This is a genomic window from Pseudomonas sp. GW823-FHT05G12, assembly GCF_058795575.1.
The window spans coordinates 4,047,317-4,070,117 of the sequence record NZ_CM179501.1 but is presented as its reverse complement, the minus strand read 5'-3'; the positions used below and the strand labels follow the sequence as shown (position 1 = coordinate 4,070,117).

Sequence of the window (22,801 nt, the reverse complement as noted above, 5' to 3'; positions counted from 1 at the left end):
GAAACCAGGAGTCCGATGATGCGCGATTACGCCGAGGCCGCTCGTACGTTCGACCATGACCAGGCCGTTGTGACGGCATTGCACGGCAACCTTGAAGCCCTTAATGCCTGTGTCGAATGCTGTGACCGGCATGCCGGTGACGGCAGGCTGGCACTGATTCATGAGGACCGCGATGGTAACAGCGCGCGCTATAGCTTCGATCAGCTTCAGGTGCAGGCTGCCCGGTTCGCCAATGTGTTAAAGGCGCAGGGGGTAGGCGCCGGAGACCGGGTTGCCGGCTTGATGCCGCGTACCCCTGAACTGCTGGTGACCATCCTCGCTACCTGGCGCCTCGGGGCGGTTTACCAGCCCTTGTTCACCGCGTTCGGCCCCAAGGCCATCGAGCACCGGCTTGAGCAATCCCATGCCCGAGTGGTGGTCACCGATAGCCACAACCGCGCCAAGCTGGACGACGTGCATGCCTGCCCGACCATCATCACTGTCAAGGCCCGCAGTGGTGAGCTGGACTTCCAGCAATGCCTGGAACGCGCAGCGGACGTATGTGAGCCGGTGATGCGCTCAGGCAACGATCCATTCCTGCTGATGTTCACTTCCGGAACCACTGGCCCGGCAAAACCCCTGGAAGTGCCACTGCGTGCGATCGTCGCGTTTCAGGGCTACATGCGTGATGCCATCGAGCTGCTGCCCGAGGACAACTTCTGGAACCTGGCCGACCCGGGTTGGGCTTACGGCTTGTATTACGCCGTTACCGGTCCGTTGTCGCTGGGGCACGCCACCACGTTCTACGATGGCCCGTTCAGTGTCGAGAGCTGCGCCCGGGTGATCGACAAGCTGGGTATCACCAACCTGGCCGGTTCGCCGACCGCGTATCGCTTGCTGATTGCGGCGGGCAAAGATTTCTCGGCACCGATCAAGGGCCGCCTGCGGGTGGTCAGCAGTGCCGGCGAACCGCTTAACCCCGAGGTGATCCGCTGGTTCGCCGACGAGCTGGGCGTGACCATTCACGATCACTACGGCCAGACCGAACTGGGCATGGTGCTGTGCAACCACCATGGCCTGCAGCATCCGGTGCACCTGGGTTCTGCCGGCTATGCCATCCCCGGCCACCGCATCGTGGTGGTGGACGAGCAGGGCAACGAACTGCCAGCCGGCCAGCCAGGCATCCTCGCCGTTGACCGTGAGCAGTCGCCTCTGTGCTGGTTCGGCGGTTACCACGGCCTGCCGACCAAAGCCTTCGTCGGCAAGTACTACCTCAGCGGCGACACTGTCGAGCTGAACCCGGATGGCAGCATCAGCTTCGTTGGCCGTAGCGACGACGTGATCACCACCTCCGGTTACCGGGTGGGGCCGTTCGATGTGGAAAGCGCGTTGATCGAGCACCCGGCGGTGATCGAGGCAGCGGTGATCGGCAAGCCCGACCCGGAGCGTACCGAGCTGATCAAGGCGTTCGTGGTATTGGCCAGCGGCTACGCCGGCAGCGTCGAGCTGGAAGAAACCTTGCGCCAGCATGTGCGCCAGCGCCTCTACGCGCATGCCTACCCCAGGGAAATCGAATTCGTCAGCGAGCTGCCCAAGACCCCGAGCGGCAAGCTGCAACGCTTCATCCTGCGCAACCAGGAAGTCGCCAAACAACAAGCGCAACAGGCCACCCCTGCCAGCGTCTGAAAGGAAAGTACTCATGCACATAGCCAATAAACATTTCATCGTCAGCGGCGCCGCTTCCGGGCTGGGTGCTGCGACTGCACAGATGCTGGTCGAGGCTGGCGCCAAGGTCATGCTGGTCGACCTCAATGCCCAGGCTGTCGAAGCCAAGGCCCGCGAACTGGGCGACAATGCCCGTTTCACCGTGGCTGATATCAGTGACGAGCAGGCGGCCCAGTCGGCTGTCGATGCAGCTGTCAGCGCCTTTGGCAGCTTGCATGGGTTGGTCAATTGTGCCGGCATCGTCGGTGCCGAGAAGGTGCTGGGCAAGCAGGGCCCGCATGGCCTGGCCAGCTTCGCCAAGGTCATCAACGTCAACCTGATCGGCAGCTTCAACCTGTTGCGTCTGGCTGCGGCGGCCATGGCCGAAGGGGCTGCCGATGAGAGCGGCGAGCGTGGGGTCATCATCAACACGGCCTCCATTGCCGCCTATGACGGCCAGATTGGCCAGGCCGCCTACGCTGCCTCCAAGGGGGCCATTGCCAGCCTGACCTTGCCGGCCGCGCGCGAACTGGCACGCTTCGGCATCCGCGTGATGACCATCGCTCCGGGTATCTTTGAAACCCCTATGATGGCCGGCATGAGCGAAGAGGTACGTGCTTCGCTGGCTGCCGGCGTACCGTTCCCGCCCCGCTTGGGCCGCCCGCAGGAATACGCCGCGCTGGCCCGCCATATCATCGAGAACAGCATGCTCAACGGTGAGGTCATCCGCCTCGACGGTGCGCTGCGCATGGCTGCCAAGTAAGGAGAGCGAACATGACCCTCGCCAATGACCCCATCGTTATCGTCAGCGCCGTGCGCACGCCCATGGGCGGGTTGCAGGGCGACCTCAAGAGCCTGACTGCGCCGCAACTGGGCAGCGCCGCCATTCGTGCTGCCGTGGAACGTGCCGGCATCGATGCCGCCGGTGTCGAGCAGGTACTGTTCGGCTGCGTGCTGCCGGCCGGCCAGGGCCAGGCGCCGGCACGCCAGGCCGCGCTGGGCGCCGGGCTGGACAAGCACACCACCTGCACCACCCTGAACAAGATGTGCGGCTCGGGTATGCAAGCCGCGATCATGGCCCATGACCTGCTGCTGGCCGGCACCGCAGACGTGGTAGTGGCGGGTGGCATGGAAAGCATGACCAACGCGCCGTACCTGCTGGACAAAGCCCGTGGCGGATACCGCATGGGCCACGGCAAGATCATCGACCACATGTTCATGGACGGCCTCGAAGACGCCTACGACAAAGGCCGTCTGATGGGTACCTTTGCCGAGGACTGTGCCCAGGCCAATGCCTTCAGCCGCGAAGCCCAGGACCAGTTCGCCATCGCCTCGCTGACCCGAGCGCAGGAAGCCATCAGCAGCGGCCGTTTTGCCGCCGAGATCGTGCCGGTGGAAGTCACCGAGGGCAAGGAAAAGCGCGTCATCAAGGATGACGAGCAGCCGCCCAAGGCGCGTCTGGACAAGATTGCGCAGCTCAAACCGGCGTTTCGTGAAGGCGGCACCGTGACGGCGGCCAACGCCAGTTCGATTTCCGACGGCGCTGCGGCGCTGGTACTGATGCGCCGCTCCGAGGCCGACAAACGTGGCCTCAAGCCATTGGCCGTCATCCACGGCCACGCCGCCTTTGCCGACACCCCGGCGCTGTTCCCGACCGCCCCGATCGGCGCTATCGACAAACTGATGAAACGCACCGGCTGGAACCTGGCCGAAGTTGACCTGTTCGAGATCAACGAGGCCTTCGCCGTGGTCACCCTGGCGGCCATGAAACACCTCGATCTGCCACACGACAAGGTCAATATCCACGGCGGCGCTTGCGCCCTCGGCCACCCGATCGGCGCTTCTGGCGCACGTATTCTGGTCACCCTGTTGTCGGCCTTGCGCCAGAACAATCTGCGTCGAGGTGTGGCGGCCATCTGCATCGGCGGTGGCGAGGCCACGGCCATGGCTGTTGAATGCCTGTACTGAGGTGAACCATGCTGGTAAATGACGAGCAACAACAGATCGCCGACGCGGTACGTGCCTTCGCCCAGGAGCGCCTGAGACCGTTTGCCGAGCAATGGGACAAGGAACATCGCTTCCCGAAAGAGGCCATCGACGAGATGGCCGAACTGGGCCTGTTCGGCATGCTGGTGCCGGAGCAGTGGGGCGGTAGCGACACCGGTTATGTGGCCTATGCCATGGCCTTGGAGGAAATCGCTGCGGGCGATGGCGCCTGCTCGACCATCATGAGCGTGCACAACTCGGTGGGTTGCGTGCCGATCCTGCGCTTCGGCAACGAGCAGCAGAAAGAACAGTTCCTCACCCCGCTGGCGACAGGTGCGATGCTCGGTGCTTTCGCCCTGACCGAGCCGCAGGCTGGCTCCGATGCCAGCAGCCTGAAGACCCGCGCCCGCCTGGAAGGCGACCATTACGTGCTCAATGGCAGCAAGCAGTTCATTACCTCGGGGCAGAACGCCGGCGTCGTGATCGTGTTTGCAGTCACCGACCCGGAGGCCGGCAAGCGTGGCATCAGCGCCTTCATCGTGCCGACCGATTCGCCGGGCTACCAGGTAGCGCGGGTGGAGGACAAACTCGGCCAGCACGCCTCCGACACCTGCCAGATCGTTTTCGACAATGTGCGCGTGCCAGTGGCCAACCGGCTGGGCGCGGAGGGTGAAGGCTACAAGATCGCCCTGGCCAACCTTGAAGGCGGCCGTATCGGCATCGCCTCGCAAGCGGTGGGTATGGCCCGCGCGGCGTTCGAAGTGGCGCGCGACTACGCCAACGAGCGCCAGAGCTTTGGCAAACCGCTGATCGAGCACCAGGCCGTGGCGTTTCGCCTGGCCGACATGGCAACGAAAATTTCCGTTGCCCGGCAGATGGTATTGCACGCCGCTGCCCTTCGTGATGCGGGGCGCCCGGCGCTGGTGGAAGCGTCGATGGCCAAGCTGTTTGCCTCGGAAATGGCCGAAAAGGTCTGTTCGGACGCCTTGCAGACCCTGGGCGGTTATGGCTATCTGAGTGACTTCCCGCTGGAGCGGATCTACCGCGACGTTCGGGTTTGCCAGATCTACGAAGGCACCAGCGACATTCAGCGCATGGTCATTGCGCGCAATCTTTGAAGGAGCAGACTGCATGGCATTCGAAACCATCCTGTTGGACATCCACGGCAAGGTTGGCCTGATCACCCTCAACCGGCCGCAGGCGCTCAATGCGCTGAACGCGCAGATTGTCGGCGAGATCAACCAGGCTCTGGACCAGCTCGAGCGCGACCCGAACATCGGCTGCGTGGTGCTGACAGGCTCGGCCAAAGCCTTTGCTGCTGGCGCCGACATCAAGGAAATGGCCGAGCTGCAATACCCGCAGATCTACGTCGACGACCTGTTCAGCGACGCCGACCGCATCGCCAATCGCCGTAAGCCGATCATTGCTGCAGTGTCTGGATTTGCCTTGGGCGGCGGCTGTGAGCTGGCGATGATGTGCGACTTTATCCTCGCTGCGGACAATGCCAAATTTGGTCAACCGGAAATCAACCTGGGCGTGCTGCCGGGCATGGGCGGTACCCAGCGCCTGACGCGTGCGGTGGGTAAGGCGAAGGCCATGGAGCTTTGCCTGACCGGCCGCCTGATGGGCGCGGAAGAAGCCGAGCGTGCAGGCCTGGTGGCGCGGATCGTGCCGCAGGCAGAGCTGGTGGAAGAGGCGCTGAAGGTGGCGGCGACCATTGCCAGCAAGTCGATTCCGGTGAGCATGATGGTCAAGGAGAGCGTCAACCGGGCATTTGAAGTCACCCTCAGCGAGGGGGTTCGCTTTGAGCGTCGGGTCTTCCATGCGGCTTTCTCCACCGAAGACCAGAAAGAAGGCATGGCCGCATTCATCGCCAAGCGTGAGGCACAGTTCAAGGACCGTTGATCAGACTCGGTTCGTTGCCGTTGCCGTTGCCGTTGCCGTTGCCGTTGCCGTTGCCGTTGCCGTTGCCGTTGCTGTTGCCGTTGCTGTGGCTTTTGCTTCTAAGTGCGCGATAGTTCAGGCGACGCAGATTGCGACTTCAGGAGGCCGAGCGTAGGGCTTGCGGAGGGAGGTGACGGGCATGGATGCCCGTCAAGCGCTGAGGCCCCATGGATGGGGCCTGCAGCGCGTACTCCCGGGAGCAAGCCCGGAGCGAGGGAACCCCGGAGCGTAGCGCAGGGGCCGGATGATGGGAGCGCAGCGTTTTTTGGTTACTTTTTGTCGCGTTTGACAAAAAGTGACCCGCCGTAAGGGCGGAAAGGTGACTATGCGCCACCTGCGTGAATGAATACCTACTCGATGTGAATGCCCACATCCAAGAAGCAAGAAGCAAGAAGCAAGAAGCAAGAAGCAAGAAGCGAACTCGTCTGTTTTGACTCAGCGAACCGTCCATTTGCGATGGCGACGCTGACTCACCTTTTCGCCCTTACGGCGAGTCACTTTTTGTCAAACGCGACAAAAAGTAACCAAAAAACGCTGCGCTCCCATCATCCGGCCCCTGCGCTGCGCTCCGGGGTACCCTCACTCCGGCCTTGCTCCCGGCAGGACCGCGCCGAAGGCCCCATCCTGGGGCCTCAGCGCTTGACGGGCATCCATGCCCGTCACCTGCCTCCGCAAGGCCTGCGTTCGGCCTCCTGAAGTCGCGAAGATCAAGATCAAGATCAAGATCAAGATCAAGATCAACGGCAACGGCAACGGCAACGGCAACGGCAACGGCAACGGCAACAGCAACAGCAACAGCAACAGCAACAGCAACAGCAGGCGGATGGGCACTGCCAGAATCACAGTTTACTACTGGCCCTTCAGCTGAGCTGGGGTGCCGACCGGCGGATTGTGAGCAGTGGAAGCAAATTCGCACCCATTTGCAGTTGCTCCACGCGGCGTGGCGCCTTAGACTGCCGCCCCCTGTAAAAGAGTGCCGGTTGGCGCTTGAAGAATTCCGCTGGCGATGCATAGGCATCGACGGCACATGAATCGCCCAAATGCACATTTTTTCATAGAGAAATCGATGACCAAGGAACAGTTGCTGGCCATGTCGGCCGATGACTACATGAACGCCGACCAGCTTGCCTTCTTTACTGAGCTGCTGCAGGCGATGAAAGTCGAAACCCATGAACGCATCGAACTCAGCCGCACCACCATCGAAGGCCTGGACACTCCGTCAGACCCTGCCGACGTGGCTTCGGTCGAAGAAGAACGTAGCTGGCTGGTAAATGCCATCGACCGCGACCAGCGCCTGCTGCCACAGCTTGAAATGGCCCTGGACCGTATTGCCGACGAAAGCTTCGGCTGGTGCGATGACAGTGGTGAGCCTATCGGCCTGAAGCGCTTGCTGATCAGCCCGACCACCAAGTACTGCATCGAAGCTCAGGAGCGCCACGAGCAGCTCGACCGCCACCAGCGCCAGGTATAAAACCGCGCGTGGTGCCAAGCCCCTCGGAGCTATCCCTGGGGCTTTTTGCGTTTCTCGACGAGACCGTTTTTGTTGCGCCTTACGAAACACTGCTGTACCGCAATGCGCTGTTTCCGCACCACTGTCAGGCGTATCATGGCTTTATCGTTAGGGTGCTAATTAAGTTCCGGAGGGAATGATGAATAGCCGAGTCGATGTGGCTGTGATGATAGGGTCAGGTGTGCCGGCCACCTTGCAGGCGCTGGGCAAGCGTATTTGCTGGGTTGTGCTGGTCAATGGCGAGCGTCGCGGCACCGCCTTCGCCACGCGCGAAGAAGCGCTTGAGTGCCAGGCTGCCTGGCAGCAGCAGCTGAAGAAAGGGCTGGCTGCCTGAAAATGTTTATTGCCTCTCGACGGGTTTCGGTGTTTTCGGGCATATTTGTCCTACAGTAATGCGCACATGGATGCCAGGGCTTGTCTTCTAGCAGGCTCACGCCATTGGTTGCGTTTTCTGGCGAGTGATTTCAGGCATCACGCTTCCCAAGCCGGGAATGAGCCAAACGCCTTCGGTTGAAGGCGATTCTGGCAAACCAGAGTAAAGATTCCTGCGCGCTGCATCGTCAGCGAGCACAGACATTTCGCATATCGCTTTATTACTCTTTTTGCCTATCGATAAGAAATGGCCGTGCCTCCCCGAGCTTGGGTGAGGGCGGGTTGTAACCGGTTGAGGATTACTTCATTGGCAGTCAGCACACTTGATACACATGCGTTGTTCGCCCTGGGCGACTTGCGCGGTAAATTGGCCCAACTGTTTCAGGGCCGCTTCATCTATGTCACCGAACAGAGTCCCGAAGGCCTGTACATGGCCGAAATCGACACCGAGAGTGCACTGGTAGTCGATGACAAGCAGCGCCTTGAACTGAAAGTCGGCGACCACTTTCGTGCTGCCGTATTGCCCAGCCGCGAAGGTGGCAAGCTGGAAATGCGCTTTCGCGACATCAAGTTGAATGTGTATGGCGTGGGTGATTACGCCTTCGTTTCTGTGCCGGAAGGCGAGGGCATCGTATTTCGTGAAGGCCATGGCGTGATGCTGGTATTCGCCGCGCAGCAGCAAGTGCAGGAAGGCCTGGGCAAGTTGCTTAAAGCAGTGACTGGCAAAGTCGCCAAATGGCGCAAGGGTGAACTGACCACCTTCAAGGCCAGTGAATGACCGACAGTCACGACTCACCAGCCTCGCGGGCCGAGTTTCATCGGCAGCACCAGGCAGATGCCGTAGCTGAGGCAGAACGTTTGCTGGCCGGGCGTGAGAAGCTGCAAGGCGCCTGGTTGACTTGGGTGGCGGCTGAGCTCTATCGCCTCAGCCCGCCACCGTATGCCGCCATGGTCCGGCGCGAGTTGCAGCGTCTCAGCCAAGGTTGAGACGGCAAACCTTCAATTGCCACGGTCCCGGCCGCTGCTGACCTCTTCAGGCACCGGCTCTTTCGACATGCGCTTGCGAAATAGCGCCGCCCGCGCCAGCAACAGCGTGGTTATCGGCACGGTGATCGACAGCAGGATCGGAATCAGCCACGCGTGGAGCACAGGGGTGCCCTTGAGCCACGAAAAGTAGATGATCGAGGCCAGTGCAACGCACCAGGCACCAAGGGTCGAGGCCAGCGCTGGCGGGTGCATGCGCTGGAAGTAGTCTTTCAGGCGTACCAGGCCTATAGCACCGACCAGGGCGAACAGGCTGCCGGTGAGCAATAGCGCGGCGGTGACCAGCTCCAGCCAGAACGGCAGTACCAGGGCTTCAGTCATTCGATCACCTCACCGCGCAGCAGAAACTTGGCCAAGGCAAACGAGCCGACGAAACCAAACAGTGCAATCAGCAGGGCACCTTCGAAGTAGGTGTCACTGGCATAACGGATACCCAGCACCAGCATGGTGAGCATGGCCAGGATGTACAGGTAGTCCAGGGCCAGAACACGGTCTTGGGCGGACGGGCCACGGAACAGCCGGATCAGCGCCAGGCCCATGGCCAGGGCGAAGATGAACAGGCTGGCGAGGACGGCATTGGCGAGCAGGCCTGTCATTGGAAAATCTCCATAAGCGGGCGTTCGTAAGTGTCCTTGAAGTGCTGTATGAAGGCCGCTTCATCGTCCAGCTCAAACACATGCAGCAACAGCACACTGCGGTCCAGTGCCAGTTCGGACCAGACTGTGCCAGGCACCACCGTGGTGATCATCGACAGCGCTGCCAGGCCGTGGGGGTCACGCAATGCCAATGGTATGTGAACGAACGCAGAGCGTGGCGGCTGCTTGCCGGCCCGCAGCACACCACGGGCCACCAGCAGGTTGGAGGTGATCACATCGATGCCGACCCGGCAGATGAGGCGGGCGATGGCCAGGGGGCGCCTTACGTGTGCATGCTGCGGGCGCAGGGGCGCCATCAACAGTGGCGCCAGTATGCCAAGTGCAGCGCCCAGCAGCAGGTTGCCGGGGCTGACCGAGAGGTTCAGCAGCAGCCACAGGCCAAACAGCGAGACCGATAACAGTGGAGCGGGGAACAGTCGGTTCATGGCTGCACCTGTACGTCGCGCGAGGTGGGGCCAGGAATCGGCTGGGCGGCCATCACGGCTTTGATATAGGCATCGGGGGCCTGCAGGCTGGCGGCAGTGTCCTGGGTGTAGCGCAGCAACGGCTCGGCCTTGAAGCTGAGGATGAGGCACAAGCCGAGCAGGATGACGATGGGCAGGCATTCATAGCGCCGCAGCACCGGTGACGGGCGCTCTTCGGGCTTCCAGAAACGCTGGATGCCGACGCGGCCGAAGGCGATCAGCGAGGCCATGCCGGACAGGATCAGCAACGCTACCAGGCCCCAGCCGGCGGCACTCAGCGGCTGCTCGGCCGGTACGCCGAGGCCCAGTGGATTGAACAGCGCGCTGATCAGGTTGAGCTTGCCGACAAAGCCCGACAGCGGCGGCATGCCGATGATCAGTAGTGCGCAGGCAATGAAGCTGAGGCCGAGGAAGGCCATGGTCCACGGGATGATCTGGCCGATTACCACCTGCTGTTCATCGTCGAGGTTGATGCCCTTGGGCGGGAGCAGCGATTCCAGTGGCGGCGGCATGGCGTCTTCTTCTTCGTCCAGCGGCGCTTCATTGGCCGAGCGTGAGCGTTCGACCAGTTCGGCGAGCAGGAACAGTGCGCACAGTGCAAGGGTCGAGTTGACCAGGTAGAACAGCGCAGCGCCGGTCAGGGCCGCCTGGGCAAAACCCACCGCACCCAGCAGCGTGCCGGCCGAAACCAGGATACTGAGTGCCGCCATACGCTCCAGGCGCTGAGCTGCCAGGATCGATACCGCTGCCACCGCCAGGGTAACGAGGCCGCCGTAAACCAGCCATTCGCCGCCGAAGTGAGCCGAGGCCCCGGCCTGCCCGGAGAACAGCAGCGTCCACAGGCGCAGCACGGCGTACAGGCCGACTTTGGTCATGATGGCGAACAGTGCAGCCACCGGCGCGCTGGCTGACGCGTAAGCTGGCACCAGCCAGAAGTTCAGCGGCCAGATACCGGCCTTGACCAGGAAGGCCACGGCCAGGATTGCCGCGCCGGCATGCAGCAGGCCACGGTCGGCCTCCGGTACCAGTGGAACTTTCAGCGCCAGGTCGGCCATGTTCAGGGTGCCGGTCACGCCATACAGCATCGCTGCGCCGATCAGGAACAGCGACGAGGCAAACAGGTTGATAGCGATGTAGTGCAGGCCTGCGCGCACCCGCGCACGCCCCGAACCATGCAGCAGCAGGCCATAGGAGGCGGCCAGCAGCACTTCGAAGAAGACGAACAGGTTGAACAGGTCGGCGGTGAGGAAGGCGCCGTACAGCCCCATCAGCTGAATCTGGAACAGCGCATGGAAGCTGGCCCCAGCACCGTCCCAGCGGGCACGGGCAAATAGCAGCGCGCTGAAACCGATGACCCCGGTCAGGGTCAGCAAGAGCGCGGACAGGTGGTCCACCACCAGCACGATACCGAATGGCGCCGGCCAGTTGCCCGGCAGGTACACGCCGATCGACGCTGCCTGGCCCTGGGTGCGCACCCACAGCAGCAGACAGACCGCGATTGCCAGGCCGGAGAAGGTAGACAGCAGGTTCAGCCTGGCCTTGATGTGCCTGTGCTTTTCACCCAGCAGCAACATTATCGCCGCCGTAATCAGCGGCAGCAGGATGGGGGCGACAATCAGTTGACTCAGATCACTCATTCGTCACGCTCCCGGCCATCCACGTGGTCGGTACCGGTCAGGCCGCGCGAGGCCAGCAGCACCACCAGGAACAGCGCGGTCATGGCGAAACTGATGACGATGGCGGTGAGCACCAGTGCTTGTGGCAGCGGGTCGGTGTAATGCAACAGGTCCTGGGTAACGCCATCCTTGATGATTGGCTCCTTGCCGATGAACAGGCTGCCCATGCTGAAGATGAACAGGTTGACCCCGTAAGAAAGTAAACACAGGCCCATGATCACCTGATAGGTACGCGGGCGCAGGATCAGCCACACCCCGGAGGCAGCCAGCACGCCGATGGCGACTGCAATCACTTCTTCCATCAGGCGGCTCCTGCTTGGCTGGTTTTTGCCGGGTTGCCCGGGCGATAGGCGCGCACCGACTGGTGCGCCAAGGCTGTGAGGATCAGCAACGTCGAGCCGACCACGACGGTGTATACGCCGATATCGAAGAACAGCGCGCTGGCCACGTGCACATCACCCAGCAACGGCAGGTGCAAGTGGGCGGTATGGGTGGTGAGGAACGGGTAACCCAGCAGCATGGCGCCGACCCCGGTCAGGGTCGCGCACAGCAGCCCGGTACCCATCCAGCGCAGCGGCCGCAGGCTCATCTGCGCCTCGACCCACTGGGTGCCGGCCACCATGTACTGGAGGATGAACGCCACCGACATGACCAAGCCAGCGACAAACCCGCCACCGGGCTGGTTGTGCCCGCGCATGAACAGGTACATCGACACCAGCAAGGCGATCGGCAGCAGCAGGCGCACCAGCGCTGCAGGCACCATCATGAAGCCCAGCGCGGTATCGGTGGCATGCCGCGGGTTGATCAGGTCGGTGACCACGTCCGGCGCCAACTGGCGTTGTTGCGCCGGCAGCTGCATGCTCTCTTTCGGAGGACGGAAGCGCCGTAGCAGGGCGAACACGGTCAATGCCACAGCCACCAATACGGTGATTTCACCGAGGGTATCGAAGCCGCGGAAGTCGACCAGCATGACATTGACCACATTGGTGCCGCCGCCCTGAGGCAATGCACGGCTCAAATAGAACGAGGAAATGTCGTTGGGCGTCGGCCGGGTCAGCATGGCGTACGACAGCACCGCCATGCCGCCACCCACGAGCACGGCCAGCAGCAAGTCGCGCAGGCGGCGCAGGCGCGCGCGCTCCAGGCTACCAGGCAGCGGCGACACGCCTTCGATACGCCGTGGCAGCCAGCGCAGGCCGAGCAGGATCAGTACGGTGGTGACCACTTCCACCACCAACTGGGTCAGTGCCAGGTCGGGCGCAGAGAACCAGACGAAAGTGATGCAGGTCATCAGGCCGCAGACGCTGACCATGATCAGTGCCGCCAGGCGGTGGTACTTGGCCTGGTAGGCGGCGCCGATGGCGCAGGCAATGGCGATCAGCCACAGGGCGACGAATACACCGGAACCCGGAATCTTCGGGCGATCACCCCAGCTCAGGCCGCTATTGAGCATCGGCGTGAGGCCCGCGAGGAACGCGGCGAATACCAGCATGAACAGCTGCGACTGCAGCCGCCGGGTGGTGAACAGGCGTTCGATGCGACGCGCCAGCAACATCAGGTGAACCTGGCCGTGCTCGAACAGCCGCTTGCCATTGAAGCGCTCGATCACGGGCGGGTAGGGGAAGCGACCCAGGCGCAGTTGTTTGCGCAGCAACAGGTACAGGACGATGCCGCCGCTCATGGCGACCAGGCTCATGATCATCGGCGCGTTCCAGCCATGCCAGATGGCCAGGCTGTATTCCGGCAGGGTGCCGCCAACCACCGGCAGGGCCGCAGCGGCCAACAGGGGGCCGACCGACTGTGTGGGGAAGATGCCCACGACCAGGCACGTGAGCACCAGCAGTTCCACCGGAGCACGCATCCAGCGTGGCGGCTCGTGCGGGGTATGGGGCAGGTCCTGGGCCGTCGGCCCGAAGAACACATCGACGGTAAAGCGCAGGGCATACGCCACGCTGAAGGTGCCGGCCAGGGTGGCGATCACCGGCAGCGTGGCCTCGACCCAGGCGGTGGAGCTGATGAATACCGTTTCGGCGAAGAACATTTCCTTCGACAGGAAGCCGTTCATCAGCGGCACGCCGGCCATCGAGGCGCTGGCGACCATGGCCAGGGTCGCGGTGTAGGGCACCAGGCGGATCAGGCCGCTGAGGCGGCGAATGTCACGGGTGCCGCTCTCGTGGTCGATGATGCCGGCGGCCATGAACAGCGAGGCCTTGAAGGTGGCATGGTTGAGAATGTGGAATACCGCGGCGACGGCAGCCAGCGGGCTGTTAAGGCCCAGCAGCAGGGTAATCAGGCCCAGGTGGCTGATGGTCGAATAGGCCAGCAGGCCCTTGAGGTCATTCTGGAACATGGCGGCGAAAGCGCCGAGCAGCAGGGTGAGGGCGCCGGCACCGCCGACGATCCAGAACCACTCCTCGCTACCGGAGAGTACCGGCCACAGGCGTGCCAGCAGGAACACCCCGGCCTTGACCATGGTGGCCGAGTGCAAATAGGCCGACACCGGTGTGGGCGCTGCCATGGCGTGGGGCAGCCAGAACTGGAAGGGAAACTGTGCGCTCTTGGTCAGGGCGCCGATGAGTATCAGGGGCAGCAGCACCGGGTAAAGCGCATGCTGGCGGATGGTATGCCCGGCAGCCAGGACCTTGTCCAGGTCATAGCTGCCGACCACATGGCCGAGCAGCAGGGCCCCTACCAGCAGGCACAAGCCGCCTGCACCGGTTACCATCAGCGCCATGTAGGCGCCGCGACGGGCGTCGGCGCGGTGGTGCCAGTAGCCGATCAGCAGGAAGGAGAACAGGCTGGTCAGTTCCCAGAAGAACACCAGTTGGATCAGGTTGCCGGAGATGACCAGGCCGAGCATGGCGCCCATGAAGGCCAGGAAGAACGCGAAGAAGCGTGGTACCGGGTCTTGCGGTGACATGTAGTAGCGCGCATACAGCGATACCAGCGTGCCAATGCCCAGTACCAGCAACGAGAACAGCCAGGCAAAGCCGTCCATGCGCAACACCAGGTTCAGCCCCAGGCTGGGTAACCACAGGAACTCTTCGCGAATGACGCCACCATGGGCAATCTGAGGGTACAGAAGTGCTACCTGGACGGTGCCGACCAGGGCTACGAGCCCGGCAAGAATGGACTCGGCGTTACGTGCGTTGTGCGGCAGCACAGCTGCCAGGCAACTGCCCACGAACGGCAGAAGCAATAGCACTATCAAGGACATAGCGGCCTATTCTGGAGAAGTTTGCAAGAATCATACGTGCCGAGGTGTTTATCACCAACACGCAAGCTGTCGCAGAATCCTACAAACCGGCTGTGACAAGCGGTTTTTTTATAACAGTTTTTTACAAAGAATAGCCGCTGCTGACTGTTTTACAGCCCCGCCTGGCGTTCGCCCGGGTTCTGCACATCGCGTGTTTCGACGGTTTCGCGAGGGCGCCGCACCTTGAGTTCACTGACCACCACGGCGACCACGATCAGCAGGCCGCCGAGCAGCGCCACGCCAGGCAGGCGCTCGCCAGCCAGACGCCCGACGATGCCGGCCCACACCGGTTCACCGGCATAAATGAGTGTGGCGCGGGTAGGCGAGACCGACTTCTGTGCCCAGTTCATCGCCACTTGGATCACTGCACTCATTGCGCCCAGGCCCACTGCGCTGGCCAGCAACAGCCAGGAGAAGTCGGGGATGCGCTCCTGGGTCGGCACGATCATCAGGAACGCCAGCAGCGATGCAGTCGCCAGTTGCACCACAGTAACCCGGCGCACATCGACCTGACCCGCGTAGCGGCTGATCAGAATGATTTCACCGGCGATGGCCACGGCGCTGATCAGGGTGACCAGTTCGCCCTCGCTGAAACGCAGGCTGCCGCCTTCCGGCCCGGCCAGCAGCATCAGGCCGATGAATGCCAGGCAGATACCCATGCTGGGCATCAGGCCAGGGCGACGCCCCAGCACCAGCCACTGCAGCAGCGGCACGAACGGGACGTACAGCGCAGTGATGAACGCTGACTGGCTGCTGCTGATGGTCTGCAGGCCCATGGTCTGCAGGCCATAGCCGAGCATGATCGACACGCCGATCAGCATGCCGGCCTTCAGTTCGGTGAAGGTCAGGCCGGGCAGCGCTCGCGCCGAGACCACACCAACGAACAGCGCGGCTGCCGCAAAGCGCAGGCCGACGAAGAACATCGGGCCGCTGACGGCCATCACGTTATGCACCAACAGGAACGTGCCGCCCCACAACATGGTGATGAATACCAGCACCAGTTCGGCCTTGCTCAGGCGGAAGGTGGCGGCAGGGGTGGGCTTGCTGCTGGGCTGGTTCATGGTCTTGCACACTCGGAAAGGGCGGCGCACAATCGCCGCAAAAGTGGGCAGTATACTGCGCAATCTCGACCAGTGAGCAATATAGTGCACAAGGATTCTTCGCACCGGGCATCGGTGCTGCAACATGTCAGCCTCAATGTGCGCCGCCTGCGCAACGCCGCCGGCTTGAGTCAGGCGGCGCTGGCCGAGCGTTCAGGGGTCAGCCGGCGCATGCTGGTCGCGATCGAGGCGGGCGAGAAGAATGTCAGCCTGACCACATTGGACCTGATTGCCGAAGCCTTGGGCGTGGCTTTCAGTACCCTGATCCAGGCGCCGGAGCTGCGCGACCCCGGGCGCATTGAAGAGCTGGCGTGGGCTGGCGAACACCCGCAGAGCCGAGCGGTGTTGCTGGGCACCAGCCCGGCAAGGCGCGAGGTGGAACTTTGGGAATGGACCCTGGCACCGGGGGAGTGCTATTGCAGTGAGGCCGATGCCGAAGGCTGGAGCGAGCAGATCTACGTGGTCGATGGGCAACTGACGCTGATCATCGAAGATGTCGAGCATCGCTTGCAGGTGGGGCAGTTCCATGTGTTCCCCAGCAATTGCCGGTATGCCTACCGTAACGATGGCGTGGTGGCTGTTCGGTTTGTGCGCAATGTGGTGATTTGAGGCAGCAGGCTTTGGGGCTGCTGTGCGGCCCCAAAGGTCTCAAGCCGATCAGTTTTTCAGCAGCTCGTCGGTCTTCACCACATCGGCATAGGCAAACGCCAGCGCCGCCATCGCCGAATCGTGCACATGAGCCGCCGGCACCTGCTTGCCGTCGAACGTCAGTGGCAGGGTTGCGCAGGCATCGTGCGCCACGGTCACTTGATAGCCCATATCGGCCGCAGCCCGGGTGGCAGCATCAATGCACATGTGGCTCATGCTGCCGACGATGGTCAGCGCCTCGACGCCATGCCGGTCCAGCGTGTGCTCAAGATCGGTACCGAGAAAGGCGTTGACCTTGTGCTTGAGCACCACCGGCTCGCCCGGCAATGGCTCGACCTTGGTGTGGATGGCCGCACCCTGCGAACCGGGGGCAAAGAAGGGGGCATCGGCAGTGTCGAACTCATGCCGCACATGCACCACCAGGTCGCCGCGCTTGCGTGCTGCTGCCAGCAGGCGGGCGGCGTTGTCGGCTGCCTGGTCGACGCCATCGAGGGGCCACTTGCCGCCGGGGAAGTAGTCGTTCTGGATGTCGATGATGATCAGTGCCTGCTTGCTCATGCTGCCTCCTGTGGCAGTAGTCGTCGAGAGACGTTAGTTATAGGCTGTGTTCACCCACCTGAGGATTGGCGCGAACGACACTATGCGGGCAAAAACTGACACCAGCGCTAACCTGGATATCGGCTTGCTGTTGTACCCCGGCGTGCAGCGCGCCGCTGTGCATGGCCTGGCCGACCTGTTCCTGGTGGCCAACCGGGTGGCGGCCGAACTGGGGGCCGTCGAGTTGCCACACATTCGCGTCAGTTGCTGGCAGGCAGATGAGACGGGGCAGTTGTTGCCTGCGTCGGATAACTCTGCTGTCACCGTACCGGGCCTGCGCGTCCTGATCATTCCGCCAAGCCTGGAGTCGGCCCCGCAAACCGAATTGCTCGAACGCCACCGCGCGCCGCTGTGCCTGCTGCACGGGCGTGGTACGGTGCTGGCGTCGGTATGCATCGGTGTATTTTTCATTGCCGCCAGCGGTTTGCTCGACGGGCGCCCGGCCTGCACGCACTGGAACTATGTGCAGGCGCTTGCCCAGCGCTTCCCCAGGGTGCGGGTAGAGGCCCAGCAGCCGTTGCTGGATGACGGCGACATCGTGACCTCGGCAGGGTTGATGGCCTGGACGGACCTCGGCTTGCGCCTGCTGGAGCGCTTTTTGGGGGCGACGGTGGCTCAGGAGACCGCTCGCTATCTGGCCGTCGATCCGGTCGCGGCGCCGCTGCCCGGCGCTGTGTTCAACCCGCGCCTGGACCACGGCGACGAGGCCGTGTTGAAGGTGCAGCACTGGTTGCAGGGCAATGGCGGGCAGGATGCCGACCTGGCCACGATGGCGGCCTGCGCGGGGCTGGAGGCGCGCACTTTCTTGCGGCGCTTTCGTGCCGCTACCGGGCTGCGCCCGACCGAGTATTGCCAGCAGGTGAGGGTGGGGCGGGCGTGCCGCTTGCTGGAGTTTACCCGGCGCACCGTCGAACAGATCGCGTGGGGTGTCGGTTACCAGGATCCGGGCGCGTTTCGCAAAGTGTTCCAGCGTGTCATCGGCCTTACCCCGAGTGACTATCGGCGGCGGTTTGCGGTATCCGGCCAGGGTCTGTAGAAACCACTTGACCTTGACTTTACTTGAGGTCTTACCCTGCTCGGCATCGCGCTGCATGCGTACGTAGCCAGGAGACTGTCGATGTTGGCAACACCTCATGCCTTGTGGTTCACCCAGATGATCGAATACGAAGTACCCAGTATGTACCAGCAAGCATTGGCTCAGGCCCTGGTGGAGCGTAGTGAAGCATTGGCTGCGCGTTGCGAAGGGCTGCAGGGTGTGAGCATCCAGGCCAGCGACGATGGCTGTCGGGTGTTGCAGTACCTGCAATGGCAGTCACGCCAGGCCTGGGCTGCGGCGGCCGTGCACTTCGTCGAGGAATCGTTTCTTGACCTGCTGGGCCAGCATCAGGCACGCGGTGTCAACTTCGCCGCCTACCAGGCCCTGCGCAGCCTGGTGCGCGGGGACGATGGCGTGCTGCATTGCCAGATGGGCGGTCCTCAGGCATACCAAGGTGCGTAGTGCGGGTAGCGGTCCAGGCGGGCACCGATGACCATTTCGCTGATCCATGCCGCCAGGAGCGAGCTATACGCTTTCTGGCTCTGTTCGCTGGACAGCGCGTGGTCGGCGCCGTCGACGATGCGATGGGTGAGCGAGTGGGCGTTGATGAACGCCGAGCGGTAGTTCATCAAGGTACTGTGCGGCACGTAGTCATCCTGCTCGGACTCCACCAGCAACACATCCCCGCCGAATTCGGCGCACGCGGCCAGCGCGCGGTTGTCGGCCGGGCCCAGGGGGCGCTGGCGATAGGCATTCAGGCGTTGACGGTCAAGGGTTTGCTTCGGGCTGCCCCATTCGTCATCCCAGTACATGGCAGGTACCCGCAGGGCCAGCCATCTGACCGGCCGTTCGCGGGTCAGCAGAGTCGCCAGGTAACCGCCATAGCTGCTGCCGATAATGGCGATGGCGCTGCTGTCGACCGCCGGGTGGCTGACCAGTCGATCGTAAGCCACCAGCAAGTCCTGCAGGTTTTGTTCACGGGTGACCGTGAGGCGCTGGCTTTCAGTTTTTTCGTGACCGCGCAGGTCGAAGGTCATGCACACACATCCCAGTCCGGTGATATGCCGGGCGCGGGCCAGGTCACGTTGCTGGCTGCCGCCCCAGCCGTGTACGAAGAGAATGCCCGGCATTTTGGTGCCCGGGCTGACCAAGGTGCCGGCGATGCGGTCATTCTCGACCTGCAGCTCAACGGTTTCACTCTGAATGGCCATGGTCGCGAATCCGCGCAAATTTGCTGAGTTGTCCGAGTTCACTGTCGTTTCCTTGGTAAAAGAGGGTGGCGTCAGCGGGCAGGTCGGGGTTGCCGAATACTTCGTGGGTGGAAGCCCGCACCCGTTGCAATGCGGGGTCATCGGCAAATGCCTGCAGGGCCAACAGTTCGGCACTGCTGGCACCACCCAGGCGCCAGGATTGTTCGAGCACCCCGCTGCACAGATGGCCCGAAGGGCTGATGCCGCGGGCGATGTCATAGTTGCGACGTGAGGCGACAAAGCCCGGGAAGTGCTGCTCGGCGGCTTGTTCGTAAACCATGGCCTGGTTGATGGCAAGGCGCAGGTGGTCGTCCAGTGGGAGCTGTAGCAACGCCTGATAGTCGCCACGTACCACCACCAGGTCAGAACCCCCGTAGACCTCGGTACCCTGATGGTCGCGTGTCAGTTGCTGGGTGCCGTGGTAGCTGCAGGTCAAGCCGGCGACGCGCACCTGGCCGACGCTGAAGGTTTGCACCTCGCTCAGGTCTTCTTCGAGCACCAGGCCCCACTGCGCCAACGTGTGGTCATCCATATCGGCCAGCAGAGGCTCCAGGGCATCTGCAGTGGTGATGACCTGTTGCCCGCGTCCCGCACAAGCCAGTACCGGCTTGACCCTCAGCGGGCCGTCGAGCAGCAGCAACTGTGCGGCAGTGCGAGCGTCGGCTTTGCTGAACACGGTGTAGCCGCGCAGCAGGGCATCGCTGGCCTGCCGGGCGAAGTCGTCGGTCCAGCCCGGCGGGAAGCTGGCCCCGGCGGGTAACGGGTGAGAGATCGCCTTGGTCGCCATGTAGGGGTACGGCACCATGCCGCCAAACAGGTCCTGTTCGCTGCAAATACCCAAGGCGGCATATCGTCTGGGGTCGATCAGGGTCTCGGTTGGCAGATAATAGTAGGCATCGGCTGCATCTGGCGGCCGCATGGGCTGTATAAGTGGGCAGCCCAGCAAACGTGCCAGGCCTTCGGCAAGCTTGAGATGAACGCCGTGCTCGTGTTCGGGCGTGTGGTCGCGGGTGTCAAGCAACACCACGCCGGCTTTCGGTTCGAGGGCACTGGGCATGGTCATTTGCCTGTGTGCAATGAATGTACTGTGTGTGAAGCCGGTGTCCTGGGGAAGTTCAGGGGAACTTGATCGGTGGTCCTGGTCCTGTTGTAGGAAGTGTCCTATTGGCACAGGGCGTCGTGGGCAAGGCATGCCGTATCTTGGTCGTCGCGATTGCAGCGCCCTGGCGGCTGTTCCATTATCGGCCTATTGGATCAACCGTTATGAAGCCGCAGGAGAGCGCATGAACGTCCAGACCACCCTTGAGCAAAGCGTGCCGCAGCGACTGGTGCACGTGCGCCAAGCCATGGCGGCAGGGGGCATCGATGCCTTGCTGGTCCCCTCGGCCGACCCCCACCTATCCGAATACCTGCCCGGTTACTGGCAGGGGCGCCAGTGGCTTTCGGGGTTCCATGGCTCGGTTGGTACGCTGGTGGTCACCCCCGGCTTTGCCGGGCTGTGGGTCGACAGCCGCTACTGGGAGCAGGCAGCTCAGGAGCTGAAGGGCAGCGGCATCGAACTGATGAAACTGTTGCCGGGCAAACCCGGGGCGTTGGAATGGTTGGGCGAAAATGTCGAGCCCAACGGTCGCGTGGCAGTGGATGGTGCGGTCATGGCCCTGGCTTCGGCGCGCCAGCTGGCTGAGCGGCTGAAGGCGCGTGGAGCGCAGCTGGTAACAGACATGGACCTGCTGGGTCAGGTCTGGGACGGGCGCCCGGCGCTGCCAGGTAACCCGGTGTACCAGCACCTGCCGCCCCACGCCACGGTGAGCCGGGCGGAAAAGCTAGCGCAATTGCGCCAGGGCATCCAGGCCAAGGGTGCCGACTGGCACTTCATCGCTACCCTGGATGACATTGCCTGGCTGTTCAACCTGCGCGGCAGCGATGTCTCCTACAATCCGGTTTTCCTGGCCTTTGCCCTGATCAATCAGCAGCAGGCCATCCTGTTCGTGGGCCAGGACAAGGTGGACGAGCACCTGCGTCATGTGCTGGAGGTCGACGGCATCGAGGTGCGCGACTACAGCGAAGCAGGCAAGGCGCTAGGCACCGTTCCTGCGGGGGCGCGGCTGCTGGTGGACCCGGCCCGGGTCACCTGCGGCCTGCTGGACAACCTGGCGGCAGAGGTGATTCTTGTCGAGGGGCTAAACCCCACCACGCTGAGCAAGTCCTGCAAGGGTGACGACGACCTGGTGCATATTCGCCAGGTCATGGAGCAGGACGGCGCAGCCTTGTGCGAGTTTTTCGCCTGGTTCGAGGCGAACCTCGGCCGGGAGGTCATTACCGAGCTGACGGTTGACGAGCAATTGAGTGCCGCGCGTGCTCGACGGCCAAATTTCGTGTCACTGAGCTTTTCTACCATTGCCGCCTTCAATGGCAATGGCGCGATGCCACACTACCGGGCCACCGAGCAGTCGCATGCGCTCATCGAGGGTAATGGCTTGCTGCTGATCGACTCGGGCGGTCAATACCTGGGCGGCACTACCGACATTACCCGCATGGTGCCGGTCGGTAACCCCAGCCAGGCTCAGAAGCAGGACTGCACCCGTGTACTCAAGGGCATGATTGCCTTGTCGCGTGCCACGTTCCCGCGAGGGGTGCTGTCGCCGTTGCTCGACGCCATTGCCCGGGCGCCGATCTGGGCTGACCAGGTCGACTATGGCCATGGTACCGGCCACGGGGTGGGCTACTTCATGAACGTGCATGAGGGGCCTCAAGTGATCGCCTACCAGGCGGCACCTGCACCGCAGACGGCGATGCAAGTGGGCATGATCAGCTCGATCGAGCCGGGGACGTACCGCCCGGGGCAGTGGGGCGTTCGCATCGAGAACCTGGTGGTCAACCGCGAAGCGGGGAAGAGTGCCTTTGGTGACTTCCTGCAGTTCGAAACCTTGACGCTGTGCCCTATCGACACCCGCTGTCTGTTGCCCGAGTTGCTGACCAAGGAGGAGGTGGAGTGGCTGAACGGCTACCACGCCTGCGTACGTGAGCGCCTGGCGCCCTTGCTCCAAGGGGATGCGCTAGCCTGGCTGGAGATGCGTACTGCACCGCTGTAACGCAGCGGAAAAAGGGCAGTTTGCGAACTGCCCTTTTCTCTATTTACAGATGATGATCATGCTCCGGCTGGTGTAACCCGCCGGGTTGATGCCGAACAAATAGTCACCGGCCTCTTCATCGCTATCGCCCGAGCGCGCAATGACCCGGTAGCCGCGCGTGCTGCAGGCGCTTGCGGCCTTGCTGTAGCAATTGTCCCACGAGGAAGAAAGGCCGGAGCAGTTGATATGCAGGCCCTTCTTGCCCCTTTTGACCTCGGTCTTGGCTGTGGCGGCACATCCAGCAATGGCCAAGATGGCCAGGATGAGAAAAATTCGTTTCATTCCTGTCCTTAAATGCAGGGCAAATCAGTTGTCACGACCCTGTCGTTGTCGCTTCGGTTCTTCCTGAACCTTCCCCCAGCGTCCGTGTTCGGCCCAGTAGATAGCGTAAAGATGATGATTCTGTGACAGCTTAATCAGCGAGACAGGCTGCTACAATCATTAATCC

25 protein-coding genes are annotated in these 22,801 nt (G+C 62.7%); 14 read left to right on the top strand and 11 right to left on the bottom strand.

The annotated features are described in order from the left end of the window. Positions 1-18 precede the first annotated feature (18 nt). The 10 genes from AC3RCM_RS18635 to AC3RCM_RS18590 all read left to right on the top strand — a co-directional run bounded on the left by AC3RCM_RS18635 (position 19) and on the right by AC3RCM_RS18590 (position 8,482). Entirely contained in the window at positions 19-1,665 is a 1,647-nt protein-coding gene (locus tag AC3RCM_RS18635; RefSeq protein WP_144180099.1) for an acyl-CoA synthetase, read from the top strand. A 13-nt stretch (positions 1,666-1,678) separates the two neighbouring features. Continuing rightward, complete coding sequence (locus AC3RCM_RS18630; protein WP_064492895.1) at positions 1,679-2,446, top strand: SDR family NAD(P)-dependent oxidoreductase; 768 nt, start codon at positions 1,679-1,681, stop codon at positions 2,444-2,446. Positions 2,447-2,457: 11 nt separating this feature from the next. Then, positions 2,458-3,651, top strand: coding sequence for an acetyl-CoA C-acyltransferase (locus tag AC3RCM_RS18625; protein ID WP_010953196.1), 1,194 nt, complete (start codon positions 2,458-2,460; stop codon positions 3,649-3,651). 8 nt (positions 3,652-3,659) lie between these two features. Beyond that, positions 3,660-4,787 (top strand): acyl-CoA dehydrogenase, encoded by a 1,128-nt coding sequence (locus AC3RCM_RS18620; RefSeq protein ID WP_064492896.1) that lies wholly within the window; start codon positions 3,660-3,662, stop codon positions 4,785-4,787. A 13-nt stretch (positions 4,788-4,800) separates the two neighbouring features. After that, positions 4,801-5,574 (top strand): enoyl-CoA hydratase, encoded by a 774-nt coding sequence (locus AC3RCM_RS18615; protein WP_003250095.1) that lies wholly within the window; start codon positions 4,801-4,803, stop codon positions 5,572-5,574. Positions 5,575-6,265: 691 nt separating this feature from the next. Then, positions 6,266-6,481, top strand: a complete 216-nt coding sequence (locus AC3RCM_RS18610) for a hypothetical protein (RefSeq protein WP_492629052.1) — start codon at positions 6,266-6,268, stop codon at positions 6,479-6,481. A gap of 198 nt (positions 6,482-6,679) precedes the next feature. After that, positions 6,680-7,084 (top strand): TraR/DksA family transcriptional regulator, encoded by a 405-nt coding sequence (locus AC3RCM_RS18605; RefSeq protein WP_003250099.1) that lies wholly within the window; start codon positions 6,680-6,682, stop codon positions 7,082-7,084. A 178-nt stretch (positions 7,085-7,262) separates the two neighbouring features. After that, on the top strand, positions 7,263-7,457 hold the full coding sequence (locus tag AC3RCM_RS18600; RefSeq protein WP_012271507.1) for a hypothetical protein: 195 nt from the start codon (positions 7,263-7,265) through the stop codon (positions 7,455-7,457). A gap of 345 nt (positions 7,458-7,802) precedes the next feature. Continuing rightward, positions 7,803-8,273: a hypothetical protein gene (locus tag AC3RCM_RS18595; protein ID WP_014591718.1), complete on the top strand. Its 471-nt coding sequence runs from the start codon at positions 7,803-7,805 to the stop codon at positions 8,271-8,273. Next, entirely contained in the window at positions 8,270-8,482 is a 213-nt protein-coding gene (locus AC3RCM_RS18590) for a hypothetical protein (protein WP_010953202.1), read from the top strand. Before AC3RCM_RS18595 ends, AC3RCM_RS18590 begins: the two co-directional genes overlap by 4 nt. Positions 8,483-8,494: 12 nt before the next feature. On the opposite strand, the gene AC3RCM_RS18585 is transcribed toward AC3RCM_RS18590, so the two are convergent. From AC3RCM_RS18585 to AC3RCM_RS18555, 7 genes are all read right to left on the bottom strand, one after another. Continuing rightward, the gene (locus AC3RCM_RS18585) at positions 8,495-8,860 is read right to left on the bottom strand and encodes a Na+/H+ antiporter subunit G (protein ID WP_003250107.1); all 366 of its coding nucleotides are present in this window, start codon (positions 8,858-8,860) and stop codon (positions 8,495-8,497) included. After that, positions 8,857-9,135, bottom strand: coding sequence for a K+/H+ antiporter subunit F (locus AC3RCM_RS18580; RefSeq protein WP_003250109.1), 279 nt, complete (start codon positions 9,133-9,135; stop codon positions 8,857-8,859). The genes AC3RCM_RS18585 and AC3RCM_RS18580 overlap by 4 nt, the downstream gene beginning before the upstream one ends. After that, entirely contained in the window at positions 9,132-9,620 is a 489-nt protein-coding gene (locus AC3RCM_RS18575) for a Na+/H+ antiporter subunit E (protein WP_014591717.1), read from the bottom strand. Before AC3RCM_RS18575 ends, AC3RCM_RS18580 begins: the two co-directional genes overlap by 4 nt. Beyond that, positions 9,617-11,296 (bottom strand): monovalent cation/H+ antiporter subunit D, encoded by a 1,680-nt coding sequence (locus AC3RCM_RS18570; RefSeq protein ID WP_064491044.1) that lies wholly within the window; start codon positions 11,294-11,296, stop codon positions 9,617-9,619. The genes AC3RCM_RS18575 and AC3RCM_RS18570 overlap by 4 nt, the downstream gene beginning before the upstream one ends. Further along, complete coding sequence (locus tag AC3RCM_RS18565) at positions 11,293-11,637, bottom strand: Na+/H+ antiporter subunit C (RefSeq protein ID WP_003250128.1); 345 nt, start codon at positions 11,635-11,637, stop codon at positions 11,293-11,295. The genes AC3RCM_RS18570 and AC3RCM_RS18565 overlap by 4 nt, the downstream gene beginning before the upstream one ends. Then, positions 11,637-14,552 carry a monovalent cation/H+ antiporter subunit A gene (locus AC3RCM_RS18560; RefSeq protein ID WP_064491045.1) on the bottom strand — a complete coding sequence of 972 codons (2,916 nt, stop codon included), beginning with the start codon at positions 14,550-14,552 and terminating at the stop codon, positions 11,637-11,639. The genes AC3RCM_RS18565 and AC3RCM_RS18560 overlap by 1 nt, the downstream gene beginning before the upstream one ends. Before the next feature lie 149 nt (positions 14,553-14,701). After that, entirely contained in the window at positions 14,702-15,652 is a 951-nt protein-coding gene (locus tag AC3RCM_RS18555; protein ID WP_064491046.1) for a DMT family transporter, read from the bottom strand. Positions 15,653-15,736: 84 nt separating this feature from the next. Between AC3RCM_RS18555 and AC3RCM_RS18550 the strand changes: the two genes are divergently transcribed. Then, complete coding sequence (locus AC3RCM_RS18550) at positions 15,737-16,300, top strand: helix-turn-helix domain-containing protein (RefSeq protein ID WP_026031877.1); 564 nt, start codon at positions 15,737-15,739, stop codon at positions 16,298-16,300. A 48-nt stretch (positions 16,301-16,348) separates the two neighbouring features. Here the strand turns inward: AC3RCM_RS18550 and AC3RCM_RS18545 are convergent, their stop codons facing one another. After that, the gene (locus AC3RCM_RS18545; RefSeq protein ID WP_019437605.1) at positions 16,349-16,897 is read right to left on the bottom strand and encodes a cysteine hydrolase family protein; all 549 of its coding nucleotides are present in this window, start codon (positions 16,895-16,897) and stop codon (positions 16,349-16,351) included. Between the two features lie 82 nt (positions 16,898-16,979). Between AC3RCM_RS18545 and AC3RCM_RS18540 the strand changes: the two genes are divergently transcribed. After that, positions 16,980-17,972, top strand: coding sequence for a GlxA family transcriptional regulator (locus AC3RCM_RS18540; protein WP_064491047.1), 993 nt, complete (start codon positions 16,980-16,982; stop codon positions 17,970-17,972). A gap of 81 nt (positions 17,973-18,053) precedes the next feature. After that, positions 18,054-18,434, top strand: a complete 381-nt coding sequence (locus AC3RCM_RS18535) for an antibiotic biosynthesis monooxygenase (protein WP_010953211.1) — start codon at positions 18,054-18,056, stop codon at positions 18,432-18,434. On the opposite strand, the gene AC3RCM_RS18530 is transcribed toward AC3RCM_RS18535, so the two are convergent. Both AC3RCM_RS18530 and AC3RCM_RS18525 read right to left on the bottom strand, forming a co-directional pair. Continuing rightward, positions 18,413-19,183: an alpha/beta hydrolase family protein gene (locus AC3RCM_RS18530; RefSeq protein ID WP_064491048.1), complete on the bottom strand. Its 771-nt coding sequence runs from the start codon at positions 19,181-19,183 to the stop codon at positions 18,413-18,415. The two genes, AC3RCM_RS18535 and AC3RCM_RS18530, sit on opposite strands and share 22 nt — an antisense overlap. Further along, complete coding sequence (locus AC3RCM_RS18525) at positions 19,167-20,285, bottom strand: DUF3182 family protein (RefSeq protein ID WP_064491049.1); 1,119 nt, start codon at positions 20,283-20,285, stop codon at positions 19,167-19,169. The genes AC3RCM_RS18530 and AC3RCM_RS18525 overlap by 17 nt, the downstream gene beginning before the upstream one ends. Positions 20,286-20,505: 220 nt before the next feature. Here AC3RCM_RS18525 and AC3RCM_RS18520 point away from each other — a divergent pair, with 220 nt between their 5' ends. Further along, positions 20,506-22,314 carry an aminopeptidase P family protein gene (locus AC3RCM_RS18520; protein ID WP_019437609.1) on the top strand — a complete coding sequence of 603 codons (1,809 nt, stop codon included), beginning with the start codon at positions 20,506-20,508 and terminating at the stop codon, positions 22,312-22,314. A 39-nt stretch (positions 22,315-22,353) separates the two neighbouring features. Here the strand turns inward: AC3RCM_RS18520 and AC3RCM_RS18515 are convergent, their stop codons facing one another. Beyond that, the gene (locus tag AC3RCM_RS18515; protein WP_014591706.1) at positions 22,354-22,635 is read right to left on the bottom strand and encodes a hypothetical protein; all 282 of its coding nucleotides are present in this window, start codon (positions 22,633-22,635) and stop codon (positions 22,354-22,356) included. Positions 22,636-22,801: the final 166 nt, after the last annotated feature.

What these genes read in the sequence shown, in the direction of transcription:
- AC3RCM_RS18620 (WP_064492896.1), top strand. Translation starts at nt 3,660, where the DNA reads ATGCTGGTAAATGACGAGCAACAACAGATCGCCGACGCGGTACGTGCC.
- AC3RCM_RS18610 (WP_492629052.1), top strand. Translation starts at nt 6,266, where the DNA reads ATGCCCGTCACCTGCCTCCGCAAGGCCTGCGTTCGGCCTCCTGAAGTC.
- AC3RCM_RS18600 (WP_012271507.1), top strand. Translation starts at nt 7,263, where the DNA reads ATGAATAGCCGAGTCGATGTGGCTGTGATGATAGGGTCAGGTGTGCCG.
- AC3RCM_RS18520 (WP_019437609.1), top strand. Translation starts at nt 20,506, where the DNA reads ATGAACGTCCAGACCACCCTTGAGCAAAGCGTGCCGCAGCGACTGGTG.
- AC3RCM_RS18545 (WP_019437605.1), bottom strand. Translation starts at nt 16,897, where the DNA reads ATGAGCAAGCAGGCACTGATCATCATCGACATCCAGAACGACTACTTC.
- AC3RCM_RS18605 (WP_003250099.1), top strand. Translation starts at nt 6,680, where the DNA reads ATGACCAAGGAACAGTTGCTGGCCATGTCGGCCGATGACTACATGAAC.
- AC3RCM_RS18540 (WP_064491047.1), top strand. Translation starts at nt 16,980, where the DNA reads ATGCGGGCAAAAACTGACACCAGCGCTAACCTGGATATCGGCTTGCTG.
- AC3RCM_RS18630 (WP_064492895.1), top strand. Translation starts at nt 1,679, where the DNA reads ATGCACATAGCCAATAAACATTTCATCGTCAGCGGCGCCGCTTCCGGG.
- AC3RCM_RS18515 (WP_014591706.1), bottom strand. Translation starts at nt 22,635, where the DNA reads ATGAAACGAATTTTTCTCATCCTGGCCATCTTGGCCATTGCTGGATGT.
- AC3RCM_RS18530 (WP_064491048.1), bottom strand. Translation starts at nt 19,183, where the DNA reads ATGGCCATTCAGAGTGAAACCGTTGAGCTGCAGGTCGAGAATGACCGC.
- AC3RCM_RS18615 (WP_003250095.1), top strand. Translation starts at nt 4,801, where the DNA reads ATGGCATTCGAAACCATCCTGTTGGACATCCACGGCAAGGTTGGCCTG.
- AC3RCM_RS18560 (WP_064491045.1), bottom strand. Translation starts at nt 14,552, where the DNA reads ATGTCCTTGATAGTGCTATTGCTTCTGCCGTTCGTGGGCAGTTGCCTG.
- AC3RCM_RS18535 (WP_010953211.1), top strand. Translation starts at nt 18,054, where the DNA reads ATGTTGGCAACACCTCATGCCTTGTGGTTCACCCAGATGATCGAATAC.
- AC3RCM_RS18585 (WP_003250107.1), bottom strand. Translation starts at nt 8,860, where the DNA reads ATGACTGAAGCCCTGGTACTGCCGTTCTGGCTGGAGCTGGTCACCGCC.
- AC3RCM_RS18565 (WP_003250128.1), bottom strand. Translation starts at nt 11,637, where the DNA reads ATGGAAGAAGTGATTGCAGTCGCCATCGGCGTGCTGGCTGCCTCCGGG.
- AC3RCM_RS18625 (WP_010953196.1), top strand. Translation starts at nt 2,458, where the DNA reads ATGACCCTCGCCAATGACCCCATCGTTATCGTCAGCGCCGTGCGCACG.
- AC3RCM_RS18570 (WP_064491044.1), bottom strand. Translation starts at nt 11,296, where the DNA reads ATGAGTGATCTGAGTCAACTGATTGTCGCCCCCATCCTGCTGCCGCTG.
- AC3RCM_RS18525 (WP_064491049.1), bottom strand. Translation starts at nt 20,285, where the DNA reads ATGACCATGCCCAGTGCCCTCGAACCGAAAGCCGGCGTGGTGTTGCTT.
- AC3RCM_RS18580 (WP_003250109.1), bottom strand. Translation starts at nt 9,135, where the DNA reads ATGACAGGCCTGCTCGCCAATGCCGTCCTCGCCAGCCTGTTCATCTTC.
- AC3RCM_RS18555 (WP_064491046.1), bottom strand. Translation starts at nt 15,652, where the DNA reads ATGAACCAGCCCAGCAGCAAGCCCACCCCTGCCGCCACCTTCCGCCTG.
- AC3RCM_RS18590 (WP_010953202.1), top strand. Translation starts at nt 8,270, where the DNA reads ATGACCGACAGTCACGACTCACCAGCCTCGCGGGCCGAGTTTCATCGG.
- AC3RCM_RS18635 (WP_144180099.1), top strand. Translation starts at nt 19, where the DNA reads ATGCGCGATTACGCCGAGGCCGCTCGTACGTTCGACCATGACCAGGCC.
- AC3RCM_RS18575 (WP_014591717.1), bottom strand. Translation starts at nt 9,620, where the DNA reads ATGAACCGACTGTTCCCCGCTCCACTGTTATCGGTCTCGCTGTTTGGC.